This is a genomic window from Mesorhizobium intechi (assembly GCF_002879535.1).
Taxonomy (GTDB): Bacteria; Pseudomonadota; Alphaproteobacteria; order Rhizobiales; family Rhizobiaceae; genus Mesorhizobium; species Mesorhizobium intechi.
In genome coordinates, this window is the sequence record NZ_PNOT02000233.1 from 1 (window position 1) to 22,599 (window position 22,599).

Sequence of the window (22,599 nt, forward strand, 5' to 3'; positions counted from 1 at the left end):
ACACATCACCAGAAGGGCAAGCCCAAGAAGCGGCGCAAGCGACGGCGCGGGCGCAAGGTTTTTGCGCGCGACGAAACGCAGGGCAATCGGTCGCCAGCCCCAGCCCAGCCCGCTGTTCCGGCTTTGGAAGCGATGCAGCCGACGGCGTCGGCAGTCTCCTCCGCCGCTCCCGCGCCACGCCCCGAACAGAGCACGCGCCGGTCGCCGGTGCATGAGCTGCCGGTCTTCGCCGCCCTCGACCTCGGCACCAACAATTGCCGGCTGCTGGTCGCCGTTCCCACCCGGCATGGCCAGTTCCGCGTCATCGACGCCTTCTCGCGTATCGTCAGGCTGGGGGAGGGGCTCACCGCCAATGGCCGGCTCGGTCAGCCGGCGATGGATCGCGCCGTCGAGGCGCTGAAGATCTGTGGCGACAAATTGCGCAGCCGCAAGATCAGGAAGGCCAGGCTGATTGCCACCGAGGCCTGCCGCTCGGCCGAAAACGGCGTCGAATTCCTCGATCGCGTCGAGCGCGAGGCTGGTCTGAAGCTCGAGATCATCGACCGTCAGACCGAGGCGCGGCTGGCGGTTTCCGGCTGCGGCTCGCTGGTCGAGCGCGACACGCAGGGCGTCGTGCTGTTCGACATCGGCGGCGGTTCTTCGGAGATCGCGCTCATCGATCTCACTGGCCGCCGTTCGCCGCGGCTCGCCAATCATATCGTCTCGTGGACGTCGCTGCCGGTTGGCGTCGTCTCACTGGCCGAGCGCTTTGGTGGCCGTACCGTGACGCGCGAGATCTTCGACGCCATGGTCGACGACGTCGCCCGCCGTTTGGCGAGCTTCGACGGCCGCGACCGGCTGAGCCACCTCAAGGCCAGCCCGAATTTTCATCTGCTGGGCACGTCCGGCACGGTGACGACGCTGGCCGGCGTCCACCTCGATCTGGAGCGTTACGACCGGCGTCGGGTCGACGGGCTGTGGATGGACCGCGACAGCGTCGACCGTATGGTAGAGAGGCTGGTCGGCTGGGATTTCCAGCAGCGCTGCGCCAACCCTTGCATTGGCGCCGACCGCGCCGATCTGGTGCTGGCCGGCTGTGCTATTCTCGAAGCGATCCGCGCCGTCTGGCCTTCAGAGCGGCTGCGCGTCGCCGACCGTGGCCTCCGCGAAGGCATATTGAGCGAGCTGATGGCCGATGACGGCGTCTGGCGCAACGATGGGCGTGGCCGTTAATGACCAAGAAACCGGAAAACCCAGGATCGGCCGGAATTCGCGTGCTGAAGACGCGGATCAAGAAAAAGAGTGGCCTGAAGGAATCGTCGCGACGTTGGCTGCAGCGTCACATCAACGATCCCTATGTCCAGCGCTCGAAGGCTGACGGCTATCGCTCGCGCGCGGCCTACAAGCTGATCGAGATCGACGACAAGCACCATTTGCTGAAGCCAGGCATGAAGGTGATCGACCTCGGTGCCGCCCCCGGCGGCTGGTGCCAGGTCGCGGCGGCGCGCACGAAATCGACGGCGGAAAATCCGCATGTCGTCGGCATCGACTATCTGGAAATGGATGCCGTGCCCGGCGCACCGGTGCTTTTGATGGATTTCCTGGATGCGGATGCGCCGCGAAAGCTCGCCGAGGCGTTGGGTGGGAACCCAGATGTCGTGCTGTCCGACATGGCGGCACCCACCACCGGCCACAAACGCACCGACCACATCCGCACCATGCATCTGTGCGAAGTGGCGGCCGATTTCGCGCTGTCCGTCCTGAAGCCGGGCGGCCATTTCCTCGCCAAGACTTTTCAGGGCGGGGCCGAGAACGAACTGCTGTCCCTGCTCAAGAAGAATTTCCGCTCCGTCCACCACGTCAAGCCGCCGGCCTCGCGCGATGAATCGGTCGAGCTTTATCTGTTGGCAAAAGATTTCAAGGGGCGAGAGTCGGTTCCGCGATCAGGGGGATCGGAACGTCCAGTGGACGTTCCAGAGGGCTCGAGCGCCCGGAGCCATGGCGAAGCGCCGGGGGACGCTGACCGCTGAGCCGGCCTTCACTCGCCCGGCGATCTGGCCGGTTCCAGCGTCTTGGGCGTCGTCAGCCGGCCATGGCCGGAGACGGCATTGCCGGCATCGGGCGCCAGCCGCATGAACGACAACGATGCCGCCGCCGATACCGCCGCCACGATGAAGAAGGCGGTGTGGAAATCGCCCAGCGTCAGCGAGCCGCCATGGATCGAGGTCGAGACTTCCAGGATGCCGCCGGCGAGCGCCACGCCAAGCGCGATCGACAGTTGCTGGAACACCGCCGTGATCGGCGTTGCCTTGCTGGTGTCTTCGGCCGACACTTCGGCATAGGAGAGCGCGTTGACGCCGGTGAAGAACATCGAGCGGATGAAGCCGCCGACCAGCAATATGGCCAGCATTAGCACGTAAGGCGTTTGCGGGGTGAAGCAGCCGTAGATGGCGATCGATGCGGCGGCGACTAGCGAGCCGACGATGAGCACGCGGCGGAAGCCGGCAAGGCGAAAAATCAGCGCGGTGACGAATTTCATGCCGATGGCCCCGACCGCCGAGACAAAGGTGATCATGCCGGACTGGAACGGCGTCAGCCCGAAACCGATCTGGAACATCAGCGGCAGCAGGAACGGCACCGCTCCGATGCCGATGCGAAACAGCGAGCCGCCAAGCACCGATGAGCGGAACACCTGGTTGCGGAACAGTTCGAGCGCCAGCAGCGGATTTTTGGCGCGCCGCGCATGCATGAGGTAGAGCGCGCCCGACAGCAGCCCGACCCCCACGGTGGTGAAGCCGGTCGCCGGCGGCAGATAGGGCAGGCTGACCACCGACAGGCCGAAGACCACGCCGGATGCCGCAAGCCCGCTTAGCACGAAGCCGATGAAATCGAGCGGCGGTGTCTCCATCGATTCGGTTTCCGGCAGGAAGCGCGTCGCCAGCCAGATGCCGACCAGGCCGATCGGCACATTGATCAGGAAGATCCAGTGCCAGGTGAAGTAGGTGGTTATGAAGCCGCCGATCGGCGGGCCGACGAGCGGTCCGACCAATGCGGGAACGGTCAGCCACGACATGGCGGCGACCAGGTCGCTCTTGGGCGTGGCCCGCACCAGCACCAGGCGTCCGACGGGCGTCATCATGGCGCCGCCAATGCCTTGCAGGAAGCGCGACACCACGAAGGCCGGCAGCGAGCCGGAGAAGGCGCAGGCCACCGAACCGACGATAAACACCGCAATCGCTGCACGAAAAATGTTCTTGGCGCCGAAGCGGTCGGCCATCCAGCCGCTGATTGGAATGAAGATCGCCAGTGACACCAGATAGGCCGTCAGTGCCAGCTTCAGCGCGATCGGGCTGGTGCGGATGTCGATGGCGATCGCCGGCAGCGATGTCGCGATGACGGTCGAATCCATGTTTTCCATGAAAAGTGCGACCGCCAGGATCAGCGGAATGGTGCGATTCACAAGCGTGACCGTTTCAAATTTTCTAGTCGGCCGGGGGCGAACCGATACAGAGGGCGGTTATCATGGCTGGACACCGATGTCGTGTTAAATTGCTGTCACTTTTGTGCGACCGCAACCACGGGTGGCACGATCAAATGGTCGAAGCCGTTGTTGTGCAATGCAACGATCGGCTTTTCATCGGCGTCGCGACGTGTTACCAGCCAGCGCCAATCCTGAAAGGGAAGATGAGAGTCGGCGCTGTCCATCCCGGTCCAGCGCTTTTTCCGCATTCTAAAGGGCTGGCCATGGCAAAAATCATCGAAACGTCCACAGGCGCACTGGCGCTGACCTTTGACGACGTGCTTTTGCAGCCGGGTCACTCCGAGGTCATGCCCGGCGAAACCGATGTCCGTACACGCATCGCAGGCGACATCGACCTCAACGTACCGATCCTCTCCGCCGCGATGGACACCGTCACTGAGGCGCGCCTTGCCATCGCCATGGCCCAGGCCGGCGGCATCGGCGTCATCCACCGCAATTTCTCGCCGGCCGAACAGGCCGAGCAGGTGCGGCAGGTGAAGAAATTTGAATCCGGCATGGTGGTCAATCCGGTCACCATCGGTCCGGACGCCACGCTCGCCGATGCGCTGTCGCTGATGCGAACCTATTCGATCTCGGGCATTCCGGTGGTCGAGAATGGCGGCACTGGCGGCCACAAGACCGGCAGGCTGGTCGGCATCCTGACCAATCGCGACGTGCGCTTTGCCTCCGACCCGGCGCAGAAAGTCTATGAGTTGATGACCCGTGAGAACCTGATCACGGTCAAGGAGAATGTCGACCAGGACGAAGCCAAGCGGCTTCTTCACCAGCACCGGATCGAAAAATTGGTCGTCGTCGACAAGCAGGGCAATTGCGTCGGCCTGATCACCGTCAAGGACATCGAGAAGTCGCAGCTCAACCCGCACGCCACCAAGGATGCGCAGGGCCGCCTGCGCGCCGCGGCCGCCACCAGCGTCGGTGACGACGGCTTCGAGCGCGCCGAGCGCCTGATCGATGCCGGCGTCGACCTTCTGGTCATCGACACCGCGCATGGCCACTCGCAGCGCGTGCTCGACGCTGTCACGCGCGCCAAGAAGCTTTCGAACTCGGTTCGCATCCTGGCCGGTAACGTCGCCACCGCCGAAGGCACGCAGGCGCTGATCGATGCTGGCGCCGACGCCGTCAAGGTCGGCATCGGCCCGGGATCCATCTGCACCACCCGCATCGTCGCCGGTGTCGGCGTGCCGCAGCTTTCGGCCATCATGTCGGCGGTCGAGACGGCGCACAAATCGGGTGTGTCGGTGATCGCCGATGGCGGCATCAAATATTCCGGCGATCTCGCCAAGGCGCTCGCCGCCGGCGCCAGCGCCGCTATGATCGGCTCGCTGCTGGCCGGGACCGATGAGAGCCCGGGCGAGGTCTATCTGCACCAGGGGCGTTCCTTCAAGGCCTATCGCGGTATGGGTTCGGTCGGCGCCATGGCGCGCGGCTCGGCCGATCGCTACTTCCAGGCCGAGGTGCGCGATACCCTCAAACTGGTCCCGGAAGGCATTGAGGGCCAGGTTCCATACAAAGGACCTGTGTCTGGCGTGCTGCACCAGCTTGCGGGCGGGCTAAAAGCCGCTATGGGTTATGTCGGTGGCCGCGACCTTGCCGATTTCCGCGAGCGCGCCACTTTTGTGCGCATATCCAACGCCGGACTTCGTGAAAGCCACGCCCATGACGTCACGATTACCCGCGAAAGCCCGAACTATCCCGGCGGAGCCTGAACAATACGGGCTCGGGCGGAGCCTGACCGCGACGGTCCTGCGGCTGCCGCGCCATGCGGCCGCACTGTGTTTCCTGTCGGCGGCGGTTTTCATCGCCATGACGGTGATGGAATTCTTCTATTTCCGCCAGTTGAGCGGTGGCTTGCCGTCGCTCGACATGCGCTATTTGGGCTTCACGCCCGACGAAGGCATGGCTTGGCTGACGGCGATCGGCCGGCGCGGCGGCGAGATCATTCTGGTCTGGCACTATCTGACCTTCGATCTGCTGTTCCCGGCGCTGCTGTCGCTGACCTTGGTAAGCCTGATCCTGGCCACCGGCCGGCGCCTGCGGAATTTCCGCGAGCTCCCCGGGCAGGTGCAGTCGATCTTCGCGCTGGTGCTTGTGCTGCCCTACACGCTCGCCGACTATGCCCAGAATATCGCCGTGGCGCGGCTTCTGTCCGACTTCCTGTCGGCCAACCCGGATTCACTGTCTTTCGCTTCGGTTCTGATCGTCACCAAATTCGCGCTTCTCGCCATCCCGGTGGTCGTCATCGCGGCTTTCTGGCTGGTGGGCCAAAGACGCCAGGCCTGATGCCGGACAGAGCAGGGGAAGTGTCATGAACCAGACCACGATCTTCTGGCCCGTTCTGGCGCATGTGGCTTTGGTCTACATCGTCTACGGCGTATTGGGGCGCCGCAGATATGGAGCAGTCAAATCAGGTGAGGCCAAGGTTGGACAGTACAAGACACGCTCGACCGAGCCGGCGTCCAGCGTCACCGTTGCCGCCAATCTCTGCAATCAGTTCGAACTGCCGGTGCTTTTCTATGTGCTGTGCCTGACGCTGCACGTCACCAACGGCGTCAACTATCTGACCTTGGCGCTGGCGTGGATTTTCGTCCTGACGCGCTATTTTCATGCCTGGGTTCACCTGACCAGCAACAATCTGCGACTGCGCAGCCGTTCTTTCTTTGCCGGTGCGGTGGTGCTGGCGCTGGCCTGGATCTGGTTCGCGCTGCATTTGCTCGGCATCGTCTGAGGCAGGGTCACGCGGGGGTTGCGGCCCTCGACATCAAGCGTGCCACAGAGATTTCGATCCTCCGCCGAAATCTATGCTCGACCGCCCACGCGACGAATGCCGCAATGGCGACCACGATGCAGAACGCTATGCCGATCCGAAGATACGGGGAGGCGATCCACGGAGCCAGCCATCGGATGATCGCGACACCGACGTTCTGGTGCAGAAGATACAGAGGATAGCTGATCAAGCCGATGTAACTCACGCTTCGCCAGATAGTGATATCTCGCAGCTGGACGCCGATGACCCCAAGAATCGAAAGCGCGATGACCCAGGCACTGAATGCCGAGCCACCCCACAGTTTGATAACAACCAACAGGCATCCGGCTGTCACGACCGCCTGCACGGCTCGGGTCGATCGCCTCGCCGCGATGCCCATCAAAAAGAAGAGGCTGTAGGGGAACAGAAAATATGGCATGGCGATGCCCTTGAAGGGATAAATCAGGGCCTGATGGTCTCTCCACAATCCTGAGAACTGTGCAATTGCGCCCAGAACGGTAAAACTGGTGAAAAGGACGAGGACGCGATTTGGCCAGAGATAGAAGATGAGGCCGAACACAAAGTAGAATTTTGCTTCCGCAAGCAGCGACCAGTAGGCGCCGTCGACAAGCGGCGTTGGGGCAAACAGGGTTACCCAGCTTGCGTTTTTCAGGCCGTCGAGCGCTGAAGCCTCCCTGCCCGGAAGACCCAGAGCCGCAACCACGACAAGCGTGATCGCGATACAGGCGATGAGCGCGGGCTCCAGCCGCGTAAGTCTCTGCAGCCAGAACATCCACACGGTTCCAGACCGCTCGGCTGTCATCGCGATGCAGTAACCGCTGATGATGAAGAAGAGAAAGACGCCGACTATGCCTTGCCACGGCAGCGTCATCTGGTGGTCGAACTCGATGTAGTCGGCGGGAAAGCGGGACGTGTAGTGGAAGATCAGAACCAGCATCACGGCGATCCCACGCAATGCGTCGATCGCTTCGTATCGCCGGTTCTCGTCCTGATCCGAACGCATCGGCTGGAAAGCCTCTAGAGGTCGAACACCGCTATTTTGCGCTTGTCGAACTTTATCCCGATCTCGCCGCGCACCAGCTTCAGCGCCGCTTCGCCGAACACGGCGCGCCGCCAGCCCTGCAGCGCCGGTACGTCCGCATCCTCGCCTTCGGCGGCGATGCGGTCGATGTCGTCGCTGGAGGCCAGCACTTTCGAGGCCACGCCCTGCTTTTCGGCGACGATCCTCAGCAGCACTTTCAGCAATTCGGCCGCGGCGCTCGAGCCTTCCGGCGGCTGGAAATTCTTCGGCAGTTTCGGCATCTGCTCCTTGGGCAGGGCCAGCGCGGTGTTGACCGCCCCAAGCAGGGCCGTCGCCGTCGAGGAGCGCTCCCAGCCCTTGGGCGTCGTGCGCAGCTTGGCAAGGGCGGCCGCGTCGCGCGGCGCCTGCTGCGCCACCTCGTAGATCGCGTCGTCCTTGAGCACGCGGCCGCGCGGCACGTCGCGCTCGCGCGCCTCACGTTCGCGCCATGCCGCCACGGCCTGCACGATCGCAAGTTCCTGCGGCTTGCGCAGCCGCATCTTCAGCCGCTTCCAGGCGTCCTCCGGATGCGGATCGTAGGTCTCGCGCGAGGTCAGGACGTCCATCTCTTCGTTAAGCCAGTGGGCGCGGTTCTCCCGCGCCAGTTCGGCGCTCAAATGCTGATAGACCTCGATCAGATGGGTGACGTCCGCGAGCGCGTAATCGAGCTGCTTGTCGGACAGCGGCCGGTGGCGCCAGTCGGTGAAGCGCGACGACTTGTCGAGCCGTGCGCCGGTGATGCGCTGCACGAGCTGGTCGTAGGAGACGCTGTCGCCGAAGCCGCAGACCATGGCCGCGACCTGCGTGTCGAATACCGGATGCGGCACGAGATCGCCGAGATGGACGATGATTTCGATGTCCTGGCGTGCCGCGTGGAAGACCTTGACCACGGCCTCGTTGGCCATCAGCCGGAAGAACGGGGCGAGGTTGATCTCGGGCGACAGCGGGTCGATCAGCGCGGTGACGCCGGGCGCCGCCATCTGGATCAGGCACAGGATCGGCCAGAAGGTCGTTTCGCGGATGAACTCGGTGTCGACGGTGACGAAATCGGACTTTTCGAAAGCGGCGAGAACGGTCTCGAGTTCTTTCTGGGTGGTGATGACGTGCATCAAATCGCTTTTGGCAGGAGTAAGGTCTTCCTAGATTTCAGCCGGGAAGGCTTTCGTCAAGCTTTGGCGCCGCCGTCATGCGCTTCCCGAGCCATCGGAATCGCCATTGCGCCTCGCCAGCCGCGCGAAAACGGTCGACGTGCGCAACAGCGCGATGAAGCGGCCGCGCTTGCCCACGGGCACGCCGGAGCGCGCCTGCATGCGGTAGAGGATGACGGTGATGAGGATCGCATAGACGGTGGCGCTGAACACGAACAGAGCGCTCGGCCCGAAATACTGCATCACTGTCGAGGCCGCGAAAGGGCCGCCGATGGCGCCGAAGGAGTAGAACAGCATCAGCGCCGCGTTGATCAGCACGAACTCGCCAGTATCGGCGCGGTCGTTGGAATGCGCCGCCGCCAGCGAATAAAGCGGCATGGCGAAACAGCCGAAGATGAAGATGATGATGAAGTTGAGCAGCGGATTGCTGCCGGCGATGAACACCAGCGCCAGGGCGGCAAGCATCGCGCAGCAGGTCGTCAGCAACAGCACCCGGCGCCGGTCCCAGCGGTCTGAGAGGTAGCCGAGCGGATACTGGATGATGGCGCCGCCGAAAATGCCGACGCTGACGAAGGTGACCACATCAGCGACCGACATGCCGATCTGTTCGGCATAGACTGGCGACAGCGTGCGAAAGGCGCTGTTGGTGACGCCGACGGCGATGCAGCCGAAGCAGCCGAGCGGCGAAATGCGCCAGACACGCGCCAGGTCGAGCTTGACCTCCTCCGGCGGTGTCGGATTGGAGCGGTCGCCGAGCGAGACCGGCACCAGCGACAGCGTGATCATGATCGACATGATGGCGAAGATCGTGAAGCCGCCGGCGCCGAAGACCGGGATCAGGAACTGTGCCGATGTCACCGAGCCGGTGTCGACCATCCGGTAGATCGCCAGCACGCGCGCGCGATCCTTGTTGGTGACGCCGGAGTTCAGCCAGCTTTCGACGATGGTGAACAGCCCGGCGAAACAGAAGCCACCGGCAAAGCGCACGGCGCACCACATCACCGGATCGAGGACCAGCACCAACAGCAGAGTGCCGACCGAAGCAATGGCGGCCAGTGCCGAAAACGCCCTGATATGGCCGACCGCCTTCATGATGCGGCTAATGGCCAGACAGCCGAGCAGGAAGCCGGCGAAATAGAAGGTGCCCATCAGGCCGATGTCGGAAGCGGAAAATCCCTCCTGCGCGCCGCGCAGTGCGATCAGCGTGCTTTGCAGCCCGTTGCCGCCGAGCAGGATGCCTGCGGCGAGAAGAAGCGGGATCAGCGGGCGGATGGAGGACATGAAAAGGCGGTCACGTATCGGTGATCCCTTCTTGAACCATTACCCTCGTCAATGCCAGCGGCAAATCTAGCCGGCATTGAGGGCAGGCCATTGCATTCTATGGCGAATTCGTCCCGGCCTGGGAAGCGGTCGTTCAATCGATGCCGAAATTCCGCAGTTTCAGCGATGCAGAATGTGCGACGAATGTTTCAATCCCTTCCTTTGAGTGGCCGAGACGAATGCTTTCGACTCTCGCCACAGCATTCGCCGCGAAGACGGCAAGGGCTTCCCCGTTGCTGCATATCAGGGAGATCGGCAGGCTGAGCTTGCAGCGCCACGCCTGCGTCGGCAGACAGTAGCGGCGCTGTGGCCCTTGCCGGTGGGAGAGTGCGTTTTGGCACTCAGCGTCTCCAGGTCGCTTGATACCAAGTCCTTGATAAAATGCCTTGTCTCAGGAAGCACGTCTGGCGGCAATGCGTTAAGGCCGGCAAAGACTTGAACCTTGGCGGTCGACCCTCGATGCTGCCCAACGTCCCCTTGCCTTGACAAATCCGGCCTCCCATGCGCTTTTCGCGCAAATTTTGGGCCGGGCTTTGATGCTTTGGCCTGCCACCCAGCACCCCGGACTTTACCAATGACAATGCACCGTTACCGCAGCCATACCTGTGCCCAGTTGAGAAAGAGCGACGTCGGCTCTTCCGTTCGCCTGTCGGGCTGGGTGCATCGCGTGCGCGACCATGGCGGCCTGCTGTTCATCGACCTGCGCGACCATTACGGCCTGACCCAGATCGTCGCCGACCCCGATTCTCCGGCCTTCAAGGTCGCCGAGACCGTCCGCGGCGAATGGGTCATCCGCGTCGACGGCGAGGTCAAGGCGCGCCTGCCGGAGACGGTCAACGCCAACCTGCCGACCGGCGAGATCGAGATTTTCGCCCGCGAGATCGAGGTGCTGTCGGCGGCCAAGGAATTGCCGCTGCCGGTGTTCGGCGAGCCGGACTATCCCGAGGACATCAGGCTGAAATACCGTTTCCTCGACCTGCGCCGCGACACCCTGCACAAGAACATCGTGGCACGCACCAAGATCATTGCCGAGATGCGCAAGCGCATGACCGATGTCGGCTTCACCGAATTCTCGACGCCGATCCTGACGGCTTCGTCGCCGGAAGGCGCGCGCGACTTCCTGGTGCCGTCGCGCATCCATCCCGGCACTTTCTACGCGCTGCCGCAGGCGCCGCAGCAGTACAAGCAGCTGATCATGGTGTCGGGCTTCGACCGCTATTTCCAGATCGCGCCGTGCTTCCGCGACGAGGATCCGCGCGCCGACCGTCTGCCCGGCGAATTCTACCAGCTCGACCTCGAAATGAGCTTCGTCGAGCAGGACGACGTGCTGTCGACCATGGAACCGGTGATGCGGGGCGTCTTCGAGACCTTCGCCAACGGCAAGCCGGTGACCCAGAAATTCCAGCGCATTCCCTACGATGTCGCCATGCGCAAATACGGCTCCGACAAGCCGGACCTGCGCAACCCGATCGAAATGCAGGCCGTCTCCGACCATTTCCGCGATTCCGGCTTCAAGGTGTTCGCCAACATCCTGGCCAACGATGCCAAGGCCGAGGTGTGGGGCATTCCTGCCAAGACCGGCGGCAGCCGTGCCTTCTGCGACCGCATGAACTCCTGGGCGCAAGGCGAGGGCCAGCCGGGGCTGGGCTATATCTTCTGGCGCAAGGAGGGCGACAAGCTCGAAGGCGCCGGTCCCCTCGCCAAGAACATCGGCGAGGAGCGCACCGAGGCGATCCGCCAGCAGCTCGGCCTTGCCGACGGTGACGCCGCCTTCTTCGTCGCGGGTGACCCCAGGAAGTTCGTTTCTTTCGCTGGTGCCGCGCGCACGCGTGCCGGCGAGGAACTGAACCTCGTCGACCGCGAGCGCTTTGAATTGTGCTGGATCGTCGACTTCCCGTTCTTCGAATGGAACGAGGAGGAGAAGAAGATCGACTTCGCCCACAACCCTTTCTCGATGCCGCAGGGCGGCATCGATGCGCTGAAGGGCGAGGATCTGCTCGGCATCAAGGCGTTCCAGTACGACATGGTGTGCAACGGTTTCGAGATTGCATCAGGCGGCATCCGCAACCATCTGCCCGAAACCATGGTCAAGGCGTTCGAAACGGTCGGGCTGGACCGTGCGACCGTCGAGGAACGCTTCGGCGGCCTCTACCGCGCCTTCCAGTATGGCGCGCCGCCACACGGCGGCATGGCCGCCGGCGTCGATCGCGTCGTCATGCTGCTGGTTGGCGCCAAGAACCTGCGCGAGATAACCATGTTCCCGATGAACCAGCAGGCCTACGACCTGTTGATGAATGCGCCGTCGGAAGCAAGCCCGCAGCAGCTTCGCGAACTGGCGCTGCGTGTCGCGCCGATCAAGAAGGACGCGTGATCGCGAGTTTCGAGCGGTCCTTTAAAAACCCGCCCGAACCGATTCTTTCGACTCGATAATCCAAAAAAATAGCCCGGCATCGCTGCCGGGCTATTTTTGTATCATGAGGCCGTTCGATCAGTCTTCGTTCGCCTTGACGGTGACACCGAGCGTCTTCGGCAGGTCGAGCGGGTTGGACATGGCGCCCGCCATGATCAGTGCGAACGGCACGGTTGCCGGCGGCTCGGCCGAGATTTCGATGCTCTTCGGATCGTCGAGATATTTGCTGACCGCAGCCGTTACCTGTGCCGTCAGTTCCGGATTGTTGAGCTGTGCCATGCCGAACGGGACGATCGCCTTGGCCTGGTTGGCGACGTCCTTGCCGGACATGCCTTGCTGCTTGCCGACATAGTCCAGCACCTTGTTGGTGAGCGAATCGTCGTCGAAGCGGATCGAGGCGCTGTTGAACGAAAGCTGCTGCAACAGGCCAAGCATGGCCATGCCTTGTGCCGAATTGTCAGCGCCTTGGGGCTGCGCCGCCATCTTCTTTTGCATCTCCTGCAGCGACTTGATGAAGTCCATCGTGTAGCCGCCGAGATCGAATGTCATGCCGAGCGTGCCGGCATTCTCGACGGAGATGTCGTACTTCGACAGTTCCATCTTGCCGTCAGAGGGCTGCCAGGTGCCGGCCATTGCGAGATTGCCCGAAATGTTCTGGTAGCCCAGCGCGTCGATGACTTCCTTGGACTTGGGGTCCTCGACCAGCGAGAGATCGGCCGTGAATTTTTCCGTATTGCCGGTGAATTCCATCGCCTTGCCGTCAGCGGGCGGCGTGATTTGGATGGCAAGCCCGTCCATCGAGAAGGCGGTCTTGTCGGCGACCTTGACAGTCATGTTGGAGAGTTCGGCGGATTTGTACATCATCAGCGAGCCCAGCGGGCCGGTGGCGCCATCGGCCGGGACCGTCATGTCATGGATGACGAAGGGGCTGAGGTTGAGGGTGACGCCGTCCTTGGCGTGCTCGAAGGCCGAGGTCGAGACGGTGCCGATATCGAAGCCGCCATTGGCCGCGGTCACATTCTCGAGTTTGACGTCGCCGATCGTGAGGGCTTCCTTTTCCGTCGCCGGCTTGATGGCAACGCCCTGCAGCACCATGCTGGTGTTGTCGCCGGTCACGCCGGTCCAGGAGATGTCAACGCCCTGGGCAGCCAGCGCCGCCTTCAGCCGGTCGGCAACCGCGGCATCCTGCGCAAGGGCCGCATTCAGCGGCAGCGTGAACAAGAAGGTCGAAAGAGCGAATTTCCGGAGAGTTGAGCGTTTGATTGTCATCGCAAGGTCCCTGAGATTGTTCTGAAATTGTTTTTCAATTCTTCGCGCCATCACCATTCCGTGACGAACTGGACGGGAAAAAGGCGTGTCCCGGCACAATGGTCAAAAATCGCGGCGAAAGGCAAACCCGACCCGAACGCTATTTTAGAATGCGGTGAATTTGGCATGAAGGTCGGGCCGTCGGGCATTATAGCGCTTCGCAATAGATGTGGCATGTAACAGATTGATGTTGGTCGGCAAGCTCGGTCTTGCGGTTTCCTGTTGCAGAAAGCGCACAAGTCGACAGGTCCGGTGCTCGCCTCTTGCCGCGAATCACCCGCTCGGCTAGTCCCAGCCCATGGGAAAAAGGCTTTTGCCGCCTCAAGATGGCGGTGGCGATCACGTTGAACCGGTCGATCTGAAGAAGGCGCTGGAAGAGCGTTATCTCGCCTATGCGCTGTCGACCATCATGCACCGGGCGCTCCCCGACGTTCGCGACGGGCTGAAGCCGGTTCATCGGCGGATCATGCACGCCATGCGGCTGCTCAGGCTCAACCCCGAGCAGGGTTTTGCCAAATGCGCCCGCATCGTCGGCGAGGTCATGGGCAAGTTCCATCCGCATGGCGACCAGTCGATCTACGACGCGCTGGTGCGGTTGGCGCAGGATTTTTCCATGCGCTATCCCCTGGTCGACGGGCAGGGCAATTTCGGCAACATCGACGGCGATAACGCCGCCGCCATGCGCTACACCGAAGCGCGTATGACCGACGTGGCGACCGAACTGCTTGCCGGCATCACCGAGGATGCCGTCGACTACCGGCCGACCTACAATGAAGAGGACGAGGAGCCGGTGGTGCTCCCCGGCGCCTTCCCGAATCTCCTGGCCAACGGCTCGTCCGGCATCGCGGTCGGCATGGCGACATCGATCCCGCCGCACAACGCCGCCGAGCTTTGCGACGCCGCATTGCACCTGATCGAGCATCGCGATGCGCCGGTGGCCAAGCTGATGGATTTCGTCCAGGGTCCGGATTTCCCGACCGGTGGCATCATCGTCGACAGCCGCGCCTCCATTCTCGAGGCCTACGAGACCGGCCGCGGCGGTTTTCGTGTGCGGTCGAAATGGAGCCAGGAGGACCAGGGCAGGGGCACCTGGAGCATTGTCGTCACCGAAATCCCCTATGGCGTGCAGAAGGCGCGGCTGATCGAGAAGATCGCCGAGCTGTTGATGGCCCGCAAGCTGCCGCTGCTGGAGGACATCAGGGACGAAAGTGCGGAAGACATCCGCGTCGTGCTGGTGCCCAAGAGCCGTTCCGTCGACCCGGGCATCCTGATGGAATCGCTGTTCAAGCTCACTGAGCTTGAAAGCCGCTTCCCGCTCAACATGAACGTGCTGTCGCGCGGCAAGGTGCCCAACGTCCTGTCGCTGAAGGGCGTGCTGCAGGAATGGCTCGACCATCGCCGCGACGTTCTGATCCGCCGCTCGAAACATCGCCTGGGCGAAATCGAAAGACGGCTGGAGATCCTGGCCGGCTATCTGATCGCCTATCTGAACATCGACGAGGTGATCAAGATCATCCGTGAGGAGGATGATCCCAAGCAGGTGATGATGGCCCGCTGGTCGCTCACCGACAACCAGGCCGAGGCCATCCTCAACATGCGTCTGCGCGCCTTGCGCAAGCTGGAAGAATTCGAGATCCGCAAGGAATTCGATGGCCTGAGCGCCGAAAAGAAGCAGATCGAGGCACTGCTGGCGTCCGATGCCAAGCAATGGTCGACGATCAAGTGGGAAGTCACCAACATCCGTGACAAGTTCGGCCCGGAGACCGAACTCGGCAAGCGCCGCACCCAATTCGCCGATGCGCCCGAGCACGACCTGACCGACATCGCGCACGCCATGATCGAGCGCGAGCCCGTCACCGTGGTGGTTTCGGAAAAAGGCTGGCTGCGGGCGATGAAGGGGCATCTGGCCGACCTTTCGACGCTGACCTTCAAGGAAGGCGACAGCCTCAAGCTCGCCTTCCACGCGCAGACCACCGACAAGGTGCTGGTCTTCACCACAGGCGGCAAGTTCTACACCATCGGCGCCGACCGGCTGCCCGGCGGGCGCGGCCATGGCGAGCCGATCCGTATCATCGTCGACATGGACAATGACCAGGACATCGTTACCGCCTTCGTCCACGATCCCAAGCGCAAGCTGCTGCTGGCCTCATATGACGCCAATGGCTTCATCGTGCCGGAGGAGGAAGTGGTCGCCAACACCCGTAAGGGCAAGCAGGTGATGAACGTCAAGGCGCCGGACGAGGCCAAGCGTTGCGTGCCGGTCACCGGCGATCACCTCGCCATCGTCGGCGAGAACCGGAAAATGCTGGTGTTCGCGCTTTCGGAAATTCCCGAGATGGGCCGCGGCAAGGGCGTGCGGCTGCAGAAATACAAGGATGGCGGCCTGCTCGATCTCAAGCCGTTCAGCTTGGAGACGGGCCTGTCCTGGCAGGATTCGGCCGACCGCACCTTCACAAGGTCGCGCGAGGAACTGGCCGAATGGATCGGCGCCCGGGCATCGGCCGGCCGCATGGTGCCGAAAGGTTTCCCCAGGACGGGCAAGTTCGGGTAGCTGATCTACGCCCTCGAGGGGGAGATGTCGCCAAAGGCGACAGAGGGGCGATTCGACCGGACCCGGTCTCCCGCTTCGACAGGGCGCAACCTGATACTTCGAGCAGGGAAGGCTAGCCCTTGCGCGCGGCAACCGCCTCTGGCGTGCAGGCCATCTCGCCTGGGGGAGATTCCAGGGCATTTGGAGTATCGTCACGATTGCTGCACTATATCAATGCATAACGGGGAAAGGTGTTTGGGAGAGACGGGCGTTTGAAAGAATCCAGAATCCAGAAACCGGAACGGCAGCAGCGCCTGTTCGGCCTGTCGACGCCGCTACGGTCGGCTGTCATTCCGCCGTTGTCGGCGGCGCGCTGGCTGCTGGTGCTGATCGTCGCCGCCGGCGTCTATTTCTTCCACGGTTTCCTGTTCCCGGTGCTCGCGGCACTTGTCATCGCTTTCGCCAGTTGGCCGCTTTACCAGCGGCTGCTGGCCGGCGTCGGGGGCAACCGTACTGTCGCCGCCACTCTGGCCATCCTGTTCATTCTCGCCTTCCTGGTGATACCGATCGCCCTTGCCGGCACCTACGCCATCAACGAGGTGCGCGAGTGGGTTGGTTGGGCGATCGAGACCAATCGGCATGGTGCCGTGACGCCGCACTGGATCGCGACCATGCCTGTCGTGGGCGACTGGCTGAACCAGCAATGGACGACCAATTTTGGTCATCCCGGCGGCATTGGTGAACTGATCCAGCTGATCAGCGGCGCAAACATAGGCAGCATCTATCGCGGCGCGCTCGCAGCCGGCGGCAGTGCCTTTGGGCTGCTCCTGACGCTGCTGTTCATGATGATCGCCCTGTTCTTCGCCTATCGCGACGGCGAGCATTTTGCCGGCCAGGTCGATCGACTGGGGGAGCGCATCCTGCCGACGCGATGGGAGCGGATTTCGCGCGTCGTCCCGGCGACCATCTCCTCGACGGTGACCGGCATGACCGTCATCGCCATCGGCGAGGGGCTGGTGCTGGGCATCGCCTACTGGCTGGCCGGCGTGCCGTCGCCAGTAACGCTTGGCGCCCTGACCGGCGTCATGGCGCTCATTCCCGGCGGGGCGCCTTTGTCCTTCACCCTTGTCTCGATTTATCTGGCCGCCAGCGGCTCGCCCATGGCCGGTCTGGCGCTGTTCCTGTGGGGCGCGGTCGAACTGTTCATCGTCGACAAGACACTGCGCCCGAAGCTCGTCGGCGGGCCGATAAAGCTGCCCTTCCTGCCGACCTTTTTCGGCCTGATCGGCGGCGTCAAGACGATGGGGTTCCTCGGCCTGTTCATCGGCCCGGTGCTGATGGCGCTGTTGGTCGCCATCTGGCGCGAGTGGCTGCGCGAGGTGGAACTGGTCGACGAGTTGACCGCCGACTCGGCGGTCGAAATCGAAGGCGGGCCGCCGCAGATCGAAATTATGCCGGAACCCGGCGTGGCTAAGAAGGCCAGCGCCTGATCCGAAACGCAACTTGCGCGAGGCCCATCAATTACAAATCAGACCGGATGGTGCACCGCGAAGTCACCGCGGCGCTTGCGGCCATCATGCAGCTGCCAGAGCGAGTGGGCGACCAGCGTGACGATCAGGATCGCGCCACCGATCAGGCTGTTGCGCGTCGGTGTCTCGGCGAAGATCATCCACACCCAGACCGGCGCCAGCACGGTTTCGAGCAGATAGAACATCGCCACTTCCGGCCCCGAAATGTATTTCGGCCCGGCAGCGAGGCAGAAGAACGAGATCGGCATGATGACGGCGCCATTGAAGATGATCCACCAGGGCGCATTCACGTGAAAGCCTTCGCCTGACACCATGAAGGCGGCCAGGGCCATCGGCAGAAGCACGCCGACGAGAGAGGTGAAGCCCATATCCTTGCCGCTGGCGCGCGAAATGGTGATGGCGACCGCGATGAAGAAGGCCGAACACAGCGCCATGAAATCGCCGAACAGCTTGCCGGTGCCGACCGATCCGCCGACGATGACCAGCACGCCGAGGATCATGATCGCCATCGCCGCGATGGTGACCAGCCGGGGCCTTTCCCGCAGGAATATCCACGACAATAGCCCTGCGAACACCGTGTTGAAGGCCAGGATGAACACCAGGTCGGCGGTCGAGGTGTGATAGACGGCGGTGACGAAGGTGATCCCAGTCAGGCCATAGCATATCGCCACGATCAGGCCGGACCAGCCGGGGATGAGCGGCGGTGCGTTTCGGCTCAACGACCGCCAGACCGACCAGATGACCATGGCGGCGACAAACGTGGTGCAGGTGCGCAGCAGCATGATTGTCCATGCGCCGCCGTCGGCGAGGCGGATCAACGGTATATCGACGGTCAGCGTCAGCCCGCCGATGGCGGTTATCAGAAGGCCCTTCTGGTGATCATGGTGAGGGGACATGCAGGAACTTTCGCAATGAAACGCAGGCCGATGGCCGCCTGGTGCAATGGCGCACTCTCTCCAGCCAACCGGCCGGAAGACCAGCATCCCCTGCCTTGAAACTGTTAAGCGCGGATCGTGGAAAAACTCAGCGTGAAACCGCTTCGTTAGTGTAGCGCTCCCAGCCCTTGGGGCCGAGATGCTCCTGCGGCATGAAGCGCATCTTATAACTCATCTTGCGCGAGCCGTTGACCCAGTAGCCGAGGTAGACATGGGGCAGGCCCATCGCCCTGGCGCGGGCGATGTGATCGAGGATCATGAACGTGCCGAGTGAACGCTCCTCGAAATCGGGATTGAAGTAGGAATAGACCATCGACAGGCCGTCGGCCATTTTGTCGGTGAGGGCCACCGCGATGAGTTCGCCCTGACCCTTGCCGGTGATGAAGGTGTCGGGCCCACGCCGCCGGTATTCGATCACCTTGGTGTCGACATGGGTATCCTCGACCATCATGGCGTAGTCGAGCACCGTCATGTCGGACATGCCGCCGCGACGGTGGCGGGCATCGAGATAGCTGCGGAACAGCGAGTATTGTTCGGTCGACGGCTCGGCATTGTGCATGGCGCCGACGAGGTCGGAATTGTGCTGCAGCACACGCTTCATATTGCGGCTGGCGGTGAATTCCTGGGCGAGGATTCGCACCGAGACGCAGGCGCGGCAGGTCTCGCAGGCCGGTCGGTAGGCTATGTTCTGCGAGCGCCGGAAGCCGCCTTGCGTCAAGAGGTCGTTCATCTCCGACGCCTTGTCGCCAACCAGATGCGTGAACACCTTGCGCTCGAACTGGCCGTCGAGATAGGGGCACGGCGACGGCGCTGTCAGGAAGAACTGCGGCGACTGGGTCGGATGCTGCGTCATTTAAGTCTTGGAAACACTCCTTCGAGTCGCTCTACCTTTGGCGCGGAAAGCAAAAAATTCAACAGGATTGTGAAGGCGCAGGCATGCGAACGCCTTCACAATTGCACCGACAAGGCGCAAGTGCTCCCGAAAAACGCCTTTAACGGCTAGTGCGGCTGACCACCGTGCCAAGCAAAAGGTCGTGCAGCGTGCGCTTGCGGTCGGAGAACAAGGTCACCAGCAGCACCAGAGGCGACAGGATGACGTTGCCCGCCCAAAAAAGCACGGAATGGACGACCGCGGTCAGGCCGTCGATCGGCCGCCCGTCGAGACGATCGAGGCGGATACCCATCATCTTCATGCCCGTGGTCGCTTGGTCGGCACTGCCCAGCGTGTTCCAGATGTAGAGGATGGCGACAGCCGGCACCAGGACGCCGAACAGCATCCAGCCGAGACCGAGCGTCAACAGCCCGAGGAAGAACACCAGTATGGCGAAGGGAATGGTGAGCAGGGCGACGATGATGTAGTCGAGCACGAAGGCCAGGATGCGCCGTGTGCGCACGCCTTCATAGGCCCGGACATCGTCAAGCCGGGTGTTGATGATTTCGCCGTCGAGAACGCGCGCGTTCATGTCATTTCCTCGTAACAGGGCCCGACATAGGGTGCGGGCCGCTCGTCAATGAAATGGTGAAGGCCTGTGTCGGAATCAAGGTCGGGATCCTGACCGGGCGCGCAAGCCCCGAGCGACACGGGACACGATCCGAACCGGTTGAATTTGCGGTGCGGATGGCATTAGCTTGCTGCGGCGCAACAAAGGCGCTCAGGGGCAGAGGGACGGGGCACTATGGACTATGACATGCTGGTCATCGGCAGCGGCCCCTCCGGCCGCCGCGCCGCGGTGCAGTCGGCCAAGCTCGGCAAATCGGTGCTGGTGGTCGACCGCGGCCGGCGCCTCGGCGGCGTCTCCGTCCACACCGGCACCATTCCCTCGAAGACGTTGCGCGAAACCGTGCTCAATCTCTCGGGTTGGCGCGAGCGTGGTTTTTATGGACGCGGCTATCGGGTCAAGCAGGACATTTCCGTCGGCGACCTGATCGAGCGCCTGCACAAGACGCTCGATCACGAGGTCGAGGTGCTGCAGCACCAGTTCATGCGCAACACCGTCAAGAGCGCCCGCGCGGCGGTGAAATTTCTCGGCCCCAACAGGGTTAGCCTGACTTCAGACAATGGCGACTACAGCGAAGTCGGATTCGCCAACGCGCTGGTCGCGGTCGGTACTATACCGCACCGGCCGCACGATGTGCCCTTCGACAAGACCCGCGTCTTCGACAGCGACGAGATGCTGGAGCTCGACCGCCTGCCGCGCACGCTGACGGTCATCGGAGGCGGCGTTATCGGCGTCGAATACGCCACGATCTTTTCGGCGCTCGACGTGCCGGTGACACTGGTCGAGCCGCGCAATTCCATCCTCGATTTCGTCGACCGCGAGATCGTCGACGATTTCATCCACCAGATGCGCGATCGCGGCATGACGATAAGGCTTGGCAGCGCGGTCAAGGAAATACGCTCCAAGCCAGAAGCCGCCGAGGTGGAACTGGCCGACGGCCGCACCATCCGTTCGGAGGTCCTGCTGTACGCCGCCGGCCGCACCGGCAATGTCGGCAGCCTGGGTCTCGACGTGGTCGGCATCGAGGCCGACTCCCGAGGCCGCATCAAGGTCGATCCGCAGACATTCCAGACCAGCGTGCCCAACATCTACGCCGCCGGCGACGTCATCGGCTTTCCGAGCCTCGCCTCGACCTCCATGGAGCAGGGGCGGGTGGCCGCCTGCCACGCTTTCGGCGTGACGCTACAACCACCGCCGGAAACCTTCCCTTATGGCATTTATGCGGTGCCGGAGATCTCGACCGTCGGCCAGTCCGAGGAACAGGTGCGTCAGAGCGGCGGTGCCTATGAGGTCGGTGTCGCGCGCTTCCGCGAGACCTCGCGCGGCCACATCATGGGCGTCGACACCGGCTTCCTGAAGCTGTTGTTTTCTATTGAAACGCGCCGCCTGCTCGGCGCGCACATCGTGGGCGAGGGCGCTACTGAACTCATTCACATCGGCCAGGCCGTCATCAATCTGGGCGGCACTGTCGACTTCTTCGTCAACAACACCTTCAACTATCCGACTCTGGCGGAAGCCTACAAGATAGCCGGGCTTGATGCCTGGAACAGGATGGGGCGGTAGGCGCCAGTCCTTCTGTCTATTGCCGGAGCGCAGGCACGGGTCGCGGCCTGCGATTGGGCTTACACCAAGGCAGCCGATCCCGTCAGCCATTGCCGGACGATGGCGGCGTCCGGATCGCCAATTTCATGGCCCGAGGGGATGATCCGGGCATCGATCTCGGCGCCGTGGCGGTTGAGCAGCGTCACCAGCGCCGGCGCGAACGGTCCGTAGGTCTCGTCGGCGGCACCCGCGATGATCAGCGTCCGCGTTCTCGCAAGATCCGTCGCCGGCACATGGTCGAGCACCGGCATGGGCCTCAGCAGCGCCGCCCTGCGGACGATGCCTGGATGCAGAAGCATCAAGCTGGAGACCAGATTCGCACCGTTCGAATAGCCGACAAAAGTCGAGCGGGTGAGATCAAGCGCATGGCGCTTCGCGGCCTCGTTTGCGAATGCCGCGAAGGCAGCGGTTTCGGCGAGGACGCTTTTCTGTTCGAAGCGTGTCGGGTCTATCCGCTCGAACCAGCGAAAACCGTCCTCCTGCCGGACGCGGCCGCGCGCCGCGACCAGCGTGGCGGTGGGCGAGATGCGTCTTGCCAGCGGTATCAGGGTCGTCTCGTCGACGCCCGACCCGTGCAGCAGGAACAGGCACTCACGACTGTCCCTGCCAGCGGCCAGAAGGCGATAGGCAAAGGCCATATCCGTAACCAGGAGGGCGCTTTCGGTGCCGTCGCCGATCATCCCGCATCCTCTTGATTATATGAGGTTCCGCTCAATTTGCCGGCTTCAAAACGCAATATTTTCATGCTCCGCGAAAGTTGATTGAACCGGGCGCATTCCGGCCCGTTTATGCGCCGATATACTCCGCGTGGGAGGAATCGAAGCGGTGCGCCGGGGGTCGCATTGCTGGACATGAACAACCAGCTTTGAGGCCTTTTGTCGATGACCACCCCTGTTTTGTCGGATCGCAATTTGCGTGTCCCCGATCGCGATACGCGTATCTCCGATCGCGATACGCGTATCGATGTGTTACGC

19 protein-coding genes are annotated in these 22,599 nt (G+C 62.8%); 9 read left to right on the forward strand and 10 right to left on the reverse strand.

The window, feature by feature from the left end:
• Together C1D09_RS20505 and C1D09_RS20510 are read left to right on the forward strand one after the other, a co-directional pair.
• Window positions 1-1,212 (forward strand): Ppx/GppA phosphatase family protein (locus C1D09_RS20505; protein WP_143976026.1); only part of this gene is annotated, 1,212 nt, incomplete at its 5' end.
• Window positions 1,212-2,009, forward strand: coding sequence for an RlmE family RNA methyltransferase (locus tag C1D09_RS20510; protein ID WP_143976027.1), 798 nt, complete (start codon window positions 1,212-1,214; stop codon window positions 2,007-2,009). The genes C1D09_RS20505 and C1D09_RS20510, both read left to right, overlap by 1 nt.
• 8 nt (window positions 2,010-2,017) lie before the next feature.
• Here C1D09_RS20510 and C1D09_RS20515 read toward each other — a convergent pair whose 3' ends face one another.
• Together C1D09_RS20515 and C1D09_RS33215 are read right to left on the reverse strand one after the other, a co-directional pair.
• Window positions 2,018-3,439 (reverse strand): MFS transporter, encoded by a 1,422-nt coding sequence (locus C1D09_RS20515; protein ID WP_143976028.1) that lies wholly within the window; start codon window positions 3,437-3,439, stop codon window positions 2,018-2,020.
• 95 nt (window positions 3,440-3,534) lie between these two features.
• A complete protein-coding gene (locus C1D09_RS33215) occupies window positions 3,535-3,684 on the reverse strand; it encodes a hypothetical protein (protein ID WP_167514689.1) in 150 nt (49 codons plus the stop codon).
• A gap of 39 nt (window positions 3,685-3,723) precedes the next feature.
• Here C1D09_RS33215 and guaB point away from each other — a divergent pair, with 39 nt between their 5' ends.
• Genes guaB through C1D09_RS20530 form a run of 3 tightly spaced genes read left to right on the forward strand, consistent with a single transcriptional unit; the run spans window position 3,724 to window position 6,245 of the window.
• Complete coding sequence (gene guaB / locus C1D09_RS20520; protein ID WP_010915551.1) at window positions 3,724-5,226, forward strand: IMP dehydrogenase; 1,503 nt, start codon at window positions 3,724-3,726, stop codon at window positions 5,224-5,226.
• Window positions 5,177-5,800, forward strand: a complete 624-nt coding sequence (locus tag C1D09_RS20525; RefSeq protein ID WP_143976029.1) for a hypothetical protein — start codon at window positions 5,177-5,179, stop codon at window positions 5,798-5,800. Before guaB ends, C1D09_RS20525 begins: the two co-directional genes overlap by 50 nt.
• Window positions 5,801-5,825: 25 nt before the next feature.
• Window positions 5,826-6,245: an MAPEG family protein gene (locus tag C1D09_RS20530; RefSeq protein WP_143976030.1), complete on the forward strand. Its 420-nt coding sequence runs from the start codon at window positions 5,826-5,828 to the stop codon at window positions 6,243-6,245.
• Between the two features lie 7 nt (window positions 6,246-6,252).
• On the opposite strand, the gene C1D09_RS20535 is transcribed toward C1D09_RS20530, so the two are convergent.
• The 3 genes from C1D09_RS20535 to C1D09_RS20545 form a co-directional block, all read right to left on the reverse strand.
• A complete protein-coding gene (locus tag C1D09_RS20535; protein ID WP_143976031.1) occupies window positions 6,253-7,287 on the reverse strand; it encodes an acyltransferase family protein in 1,035 nt (344 codons plus the stop codon).
• A 14-nt stretch (window positions 7,288-7,301) separates the two neighbouring features.
• Entirely contained in the window at window positions 7,302-8,453 is a 1,152-nt protein-coding gene (gene rnd / locus C1D09_RS20540) for a ribonuclease D (RefSeq protein ID WP_143976032.1), read from the reverse strand.
• 75 nt (window positions 8,454-8,528) lie between these two features.
• Entirely contained in the window at window positions 8,529-9,773 is a 1,245-nt protein-coding gene (locus C1D09_RS20545; protein WP_143976033.1) for an MFS transporter, read from the reverse strand.
• 619 nt (window positions 9,774-10,392) lie between these two features.
• Between C1D09_RS20545 and aspS the strand changes: the two genes are divergently transcribed.
• Window positions 10,393-12,183 (forward strand): aspartate--tRNA ligase, encoded by a 1,791-nt coding sequence (aspS, locus tag C1D09_RS20550; RefSeq protein ID WP_167514691.1) that lies wholly within the window; start codon window positions 10,393-10,395, stop codon window positions 12,181-12,183.
• A gap of 117 nt (window positions 12,184-12,300) precedes the next feature.
• Here the strand turns inward: aspS and C1D09_RS20555 are convergent, their stop codons facing one another.
• Window positions 12,301-13,491: a DUF945 domain-containing protein gene (locus C1D09_RS20555; protein WP_143976035.1), complete on the reverse strand. Its 1,191-nt coding sequence runs from the start codon at window positions 13,489-13,491 to the stop codon at window positions 12,301-12,303.
• Window positions 13,492-13,828: 337 nt separating this feature from the next.
• On the opposite strand from C1D09_RS20555, the gene parC reads away from it, so the two are divergent.
• Both parC and C1D09_RS20565 read left to right on the forward strand, forming a co-directional pair.
• On the forward strand, window positions 13,829-16,081 hold the full coding sequence (gene parC / locus C1D09_RS20560) for a DNA topoisomerase IV subunit A (protein WP_143976036.1): 2,253 nt from the start codon (window positions 13,829-13,831) through the stop codon (window positions 16,079-16,081).
• Between the two features lie 251 nt (window positions 16,082-16,332).
• Window positions 16,333-17,550 (forward strand): AI-2E family transporter, encoded by a 1,218-nt coding sequence (locus C1D09_RS20565; RefSeq protein ID WP_143976037.1) that lies wholly within the window; start codon window positions 16,333-16,335, stop codon window positions 17,548-17,550.
• Window positions 17,551-17,588: 38 nt separating this feature from the next.
• Here the strand turns inward: C1D09_RS20565 and C1D09_RS20570 are convergent, their stop codons facing one another.
• From C1D09_RS20570 to C1D09_RS20580, 3 genes are all read right to left on the reverse strand, one after another.
• Window positions 17,589-18,485, reverse strand: a complete 897-nt coding sequence (locus C1D09_RS20570; RefSeq protein ID WP_143976038.1) for a DMT family transporter — start codon at window positions 18,483-18,485, stop codon at window positions 17,589-17,591.
• Between the two features lie 127 nt (window positions 18,486-18,612).
• On the reverse strand, window positions 18,613-19,377 hold the full coding sequence (locus C1D09_RS20575; RefSeq protein ID WP_143976039.1) for an arginyltransferase: 765 nt from the start codon (window positions 19,375-19,377) through the stop codon (window positions 18,613-18,615).
• A 139-nt stretch (window positions 19,378-19,516) separates the two neighbouring features.
• Window positions 19,517-19,987, reverse strand: coding sequence for an RDD family protein (locus C1D09_RS20580; RefSeq protein WP_143976040.1), 471 nt, complete (start codon window positions 19,985-19,987; stop codon window positions 19,517-19,519).
• 213 nt (window positions 19,988-20,200) lie between these two features.
• Here C1D09_RS20580 and sthA point away from each other — a divergent pair, with 213 nt between their 5' ends.
• Window positions 20,201-21,586 carry a Si-specific NAD(P)(+) transhydrogenase gene (sthA, locus tag C1D09_RS20585; protein ID WP_143976041.1) on the forward strand — a complete coding sequence of 462 codons (1,386 nt, stop codon included), beginning with the start codon at window positions 20,201-20,203 and terminating at the stop codon, window positions 21,584-21,586.
• 59 nt (window positions 21,587-21,645) lie between these two features.
• Here the strand turns inward: sthA and C1D09_RS20590 are convergent, their stop codons facing one another.
• Window positions 21,646-22,305 carry an alpha/beta hydrolase gene (locus tag C1D09_RS20590; protein WP_143976042.1) on the reverse strand — a complete coding sequence of 220 codons (660 nt, stop codon included), beginning with the start codon at window positions 22,303-22,305 and terminating at the stop codon, window positions 21,646-21,648.
• Window positions 22,306-22,599 lie beyond the last annotated feature (294 nt).

Coding starts and splice junctions, on each gene's coding strand:
- C1D09_RS20510 (WP_143976027.1), top strand. CDS start 1,212: ATGACCAAGAAACCGGAAAACCCAGGATCGGCCGGAATTCGCGTGCTG.
- C1D09_RS33215 (WP_167514689.1), bottom strand. CDS start 3,684: ATGGACAGCGCCGACTCTCATCTTCCCTTTCAGGATTGGCGCTGGCTG.
- guaB (WP_010915551.1), top strand. CDS start 3,724: ATGGCAAAAATCATCGAAACGTCCACAGGCGCACTGGCGCTGACCTTT.
- C1D09_RS20525 (WP_143976029.1), top strand. CDS start 5,177: ATGACGTCACGATTACCCGCGAAAGCCCGAACTATCCCGGCGGAGCCT.
- C1D09_RS20530 (WP_143976030.1), top strand. CDS start 5,826: ATGAACCAGACCACGATCTTCTGGCCCGTTCTGGCGCATGTGGCTTTG.
- C1D09_RS20535 (WP_143976031.1), bottom strand. CDS start 7,287: ATGCGTTCGGATCAGGACGAGAACCGGCGATACGAAGCGATCGACGCA.
- rnd (WP_143976032.1), bottom strand. CDS start 8,453: ATGCACGTCATCACCACCCAGAAAGAACTCGAGACCGTTCTCGCCGCT.
- C1D09_RS20545 (WP_143976033.1), bottom strand. CDS start 9,773: ATGTCCTCCATCCGCCCGCTGATCCCGCTTCTTCTCGCCGCAGGCATC.
- aspS (WP_167514691.1), top strand. CDS start 10,393: ATGCACCGTTACCGCAGCCATACCTGTGCCCAGTTGAGAAAGAGCGAC.
- C1D09_RS20555 (WP_143976035.1), bottom strand. CDS start 13,491: ATGACAATCAAACGCTCAACTCTCCGGAAATTCGCTCTTTCGACCTTC.
- parC (WP_143976036.1), top strand. CDS start 13,829: ATGGGAAAAAGGCTTTTGCCGCCTCAAGATGGCGGTGGCGATCACGTT.
- C1D09_RS20570 (WP_143976038.1), bottom strand. CDS start 18,485: ATGTCCCCTCACCATGATCACCAGAAGGGCCTTCTGATAACCGCCATC.
- C1D09_RS20575 (WP_143976039.1), bottom strand. CDS start 19,377: ATGACGCAGCATCCGACCCAGTCGCCGCAGTTCTTCCTGACAGCGCCG.
- C1D09_RS20580 (WP_143976040.1), bottom strand. CDS start 19,987: ATGAACGCGCGCGTTCTCGACGGCGAAATCATCAACACCCGGCTTGAC.
- sthA (WP_143976041.1), top strand. CDS start 20,201: ATGGACTATGACATGCTGGTCATCGGCAGCGGCCCCTCCGGCCGCCGC.
- C1D09_RS20590 (WP_143976042.1), bottom strand. CDS start 22,305: ATGATCGGCGACGGCACCGAAAGCGCCCTCCTGGTTACGGATATGGCC.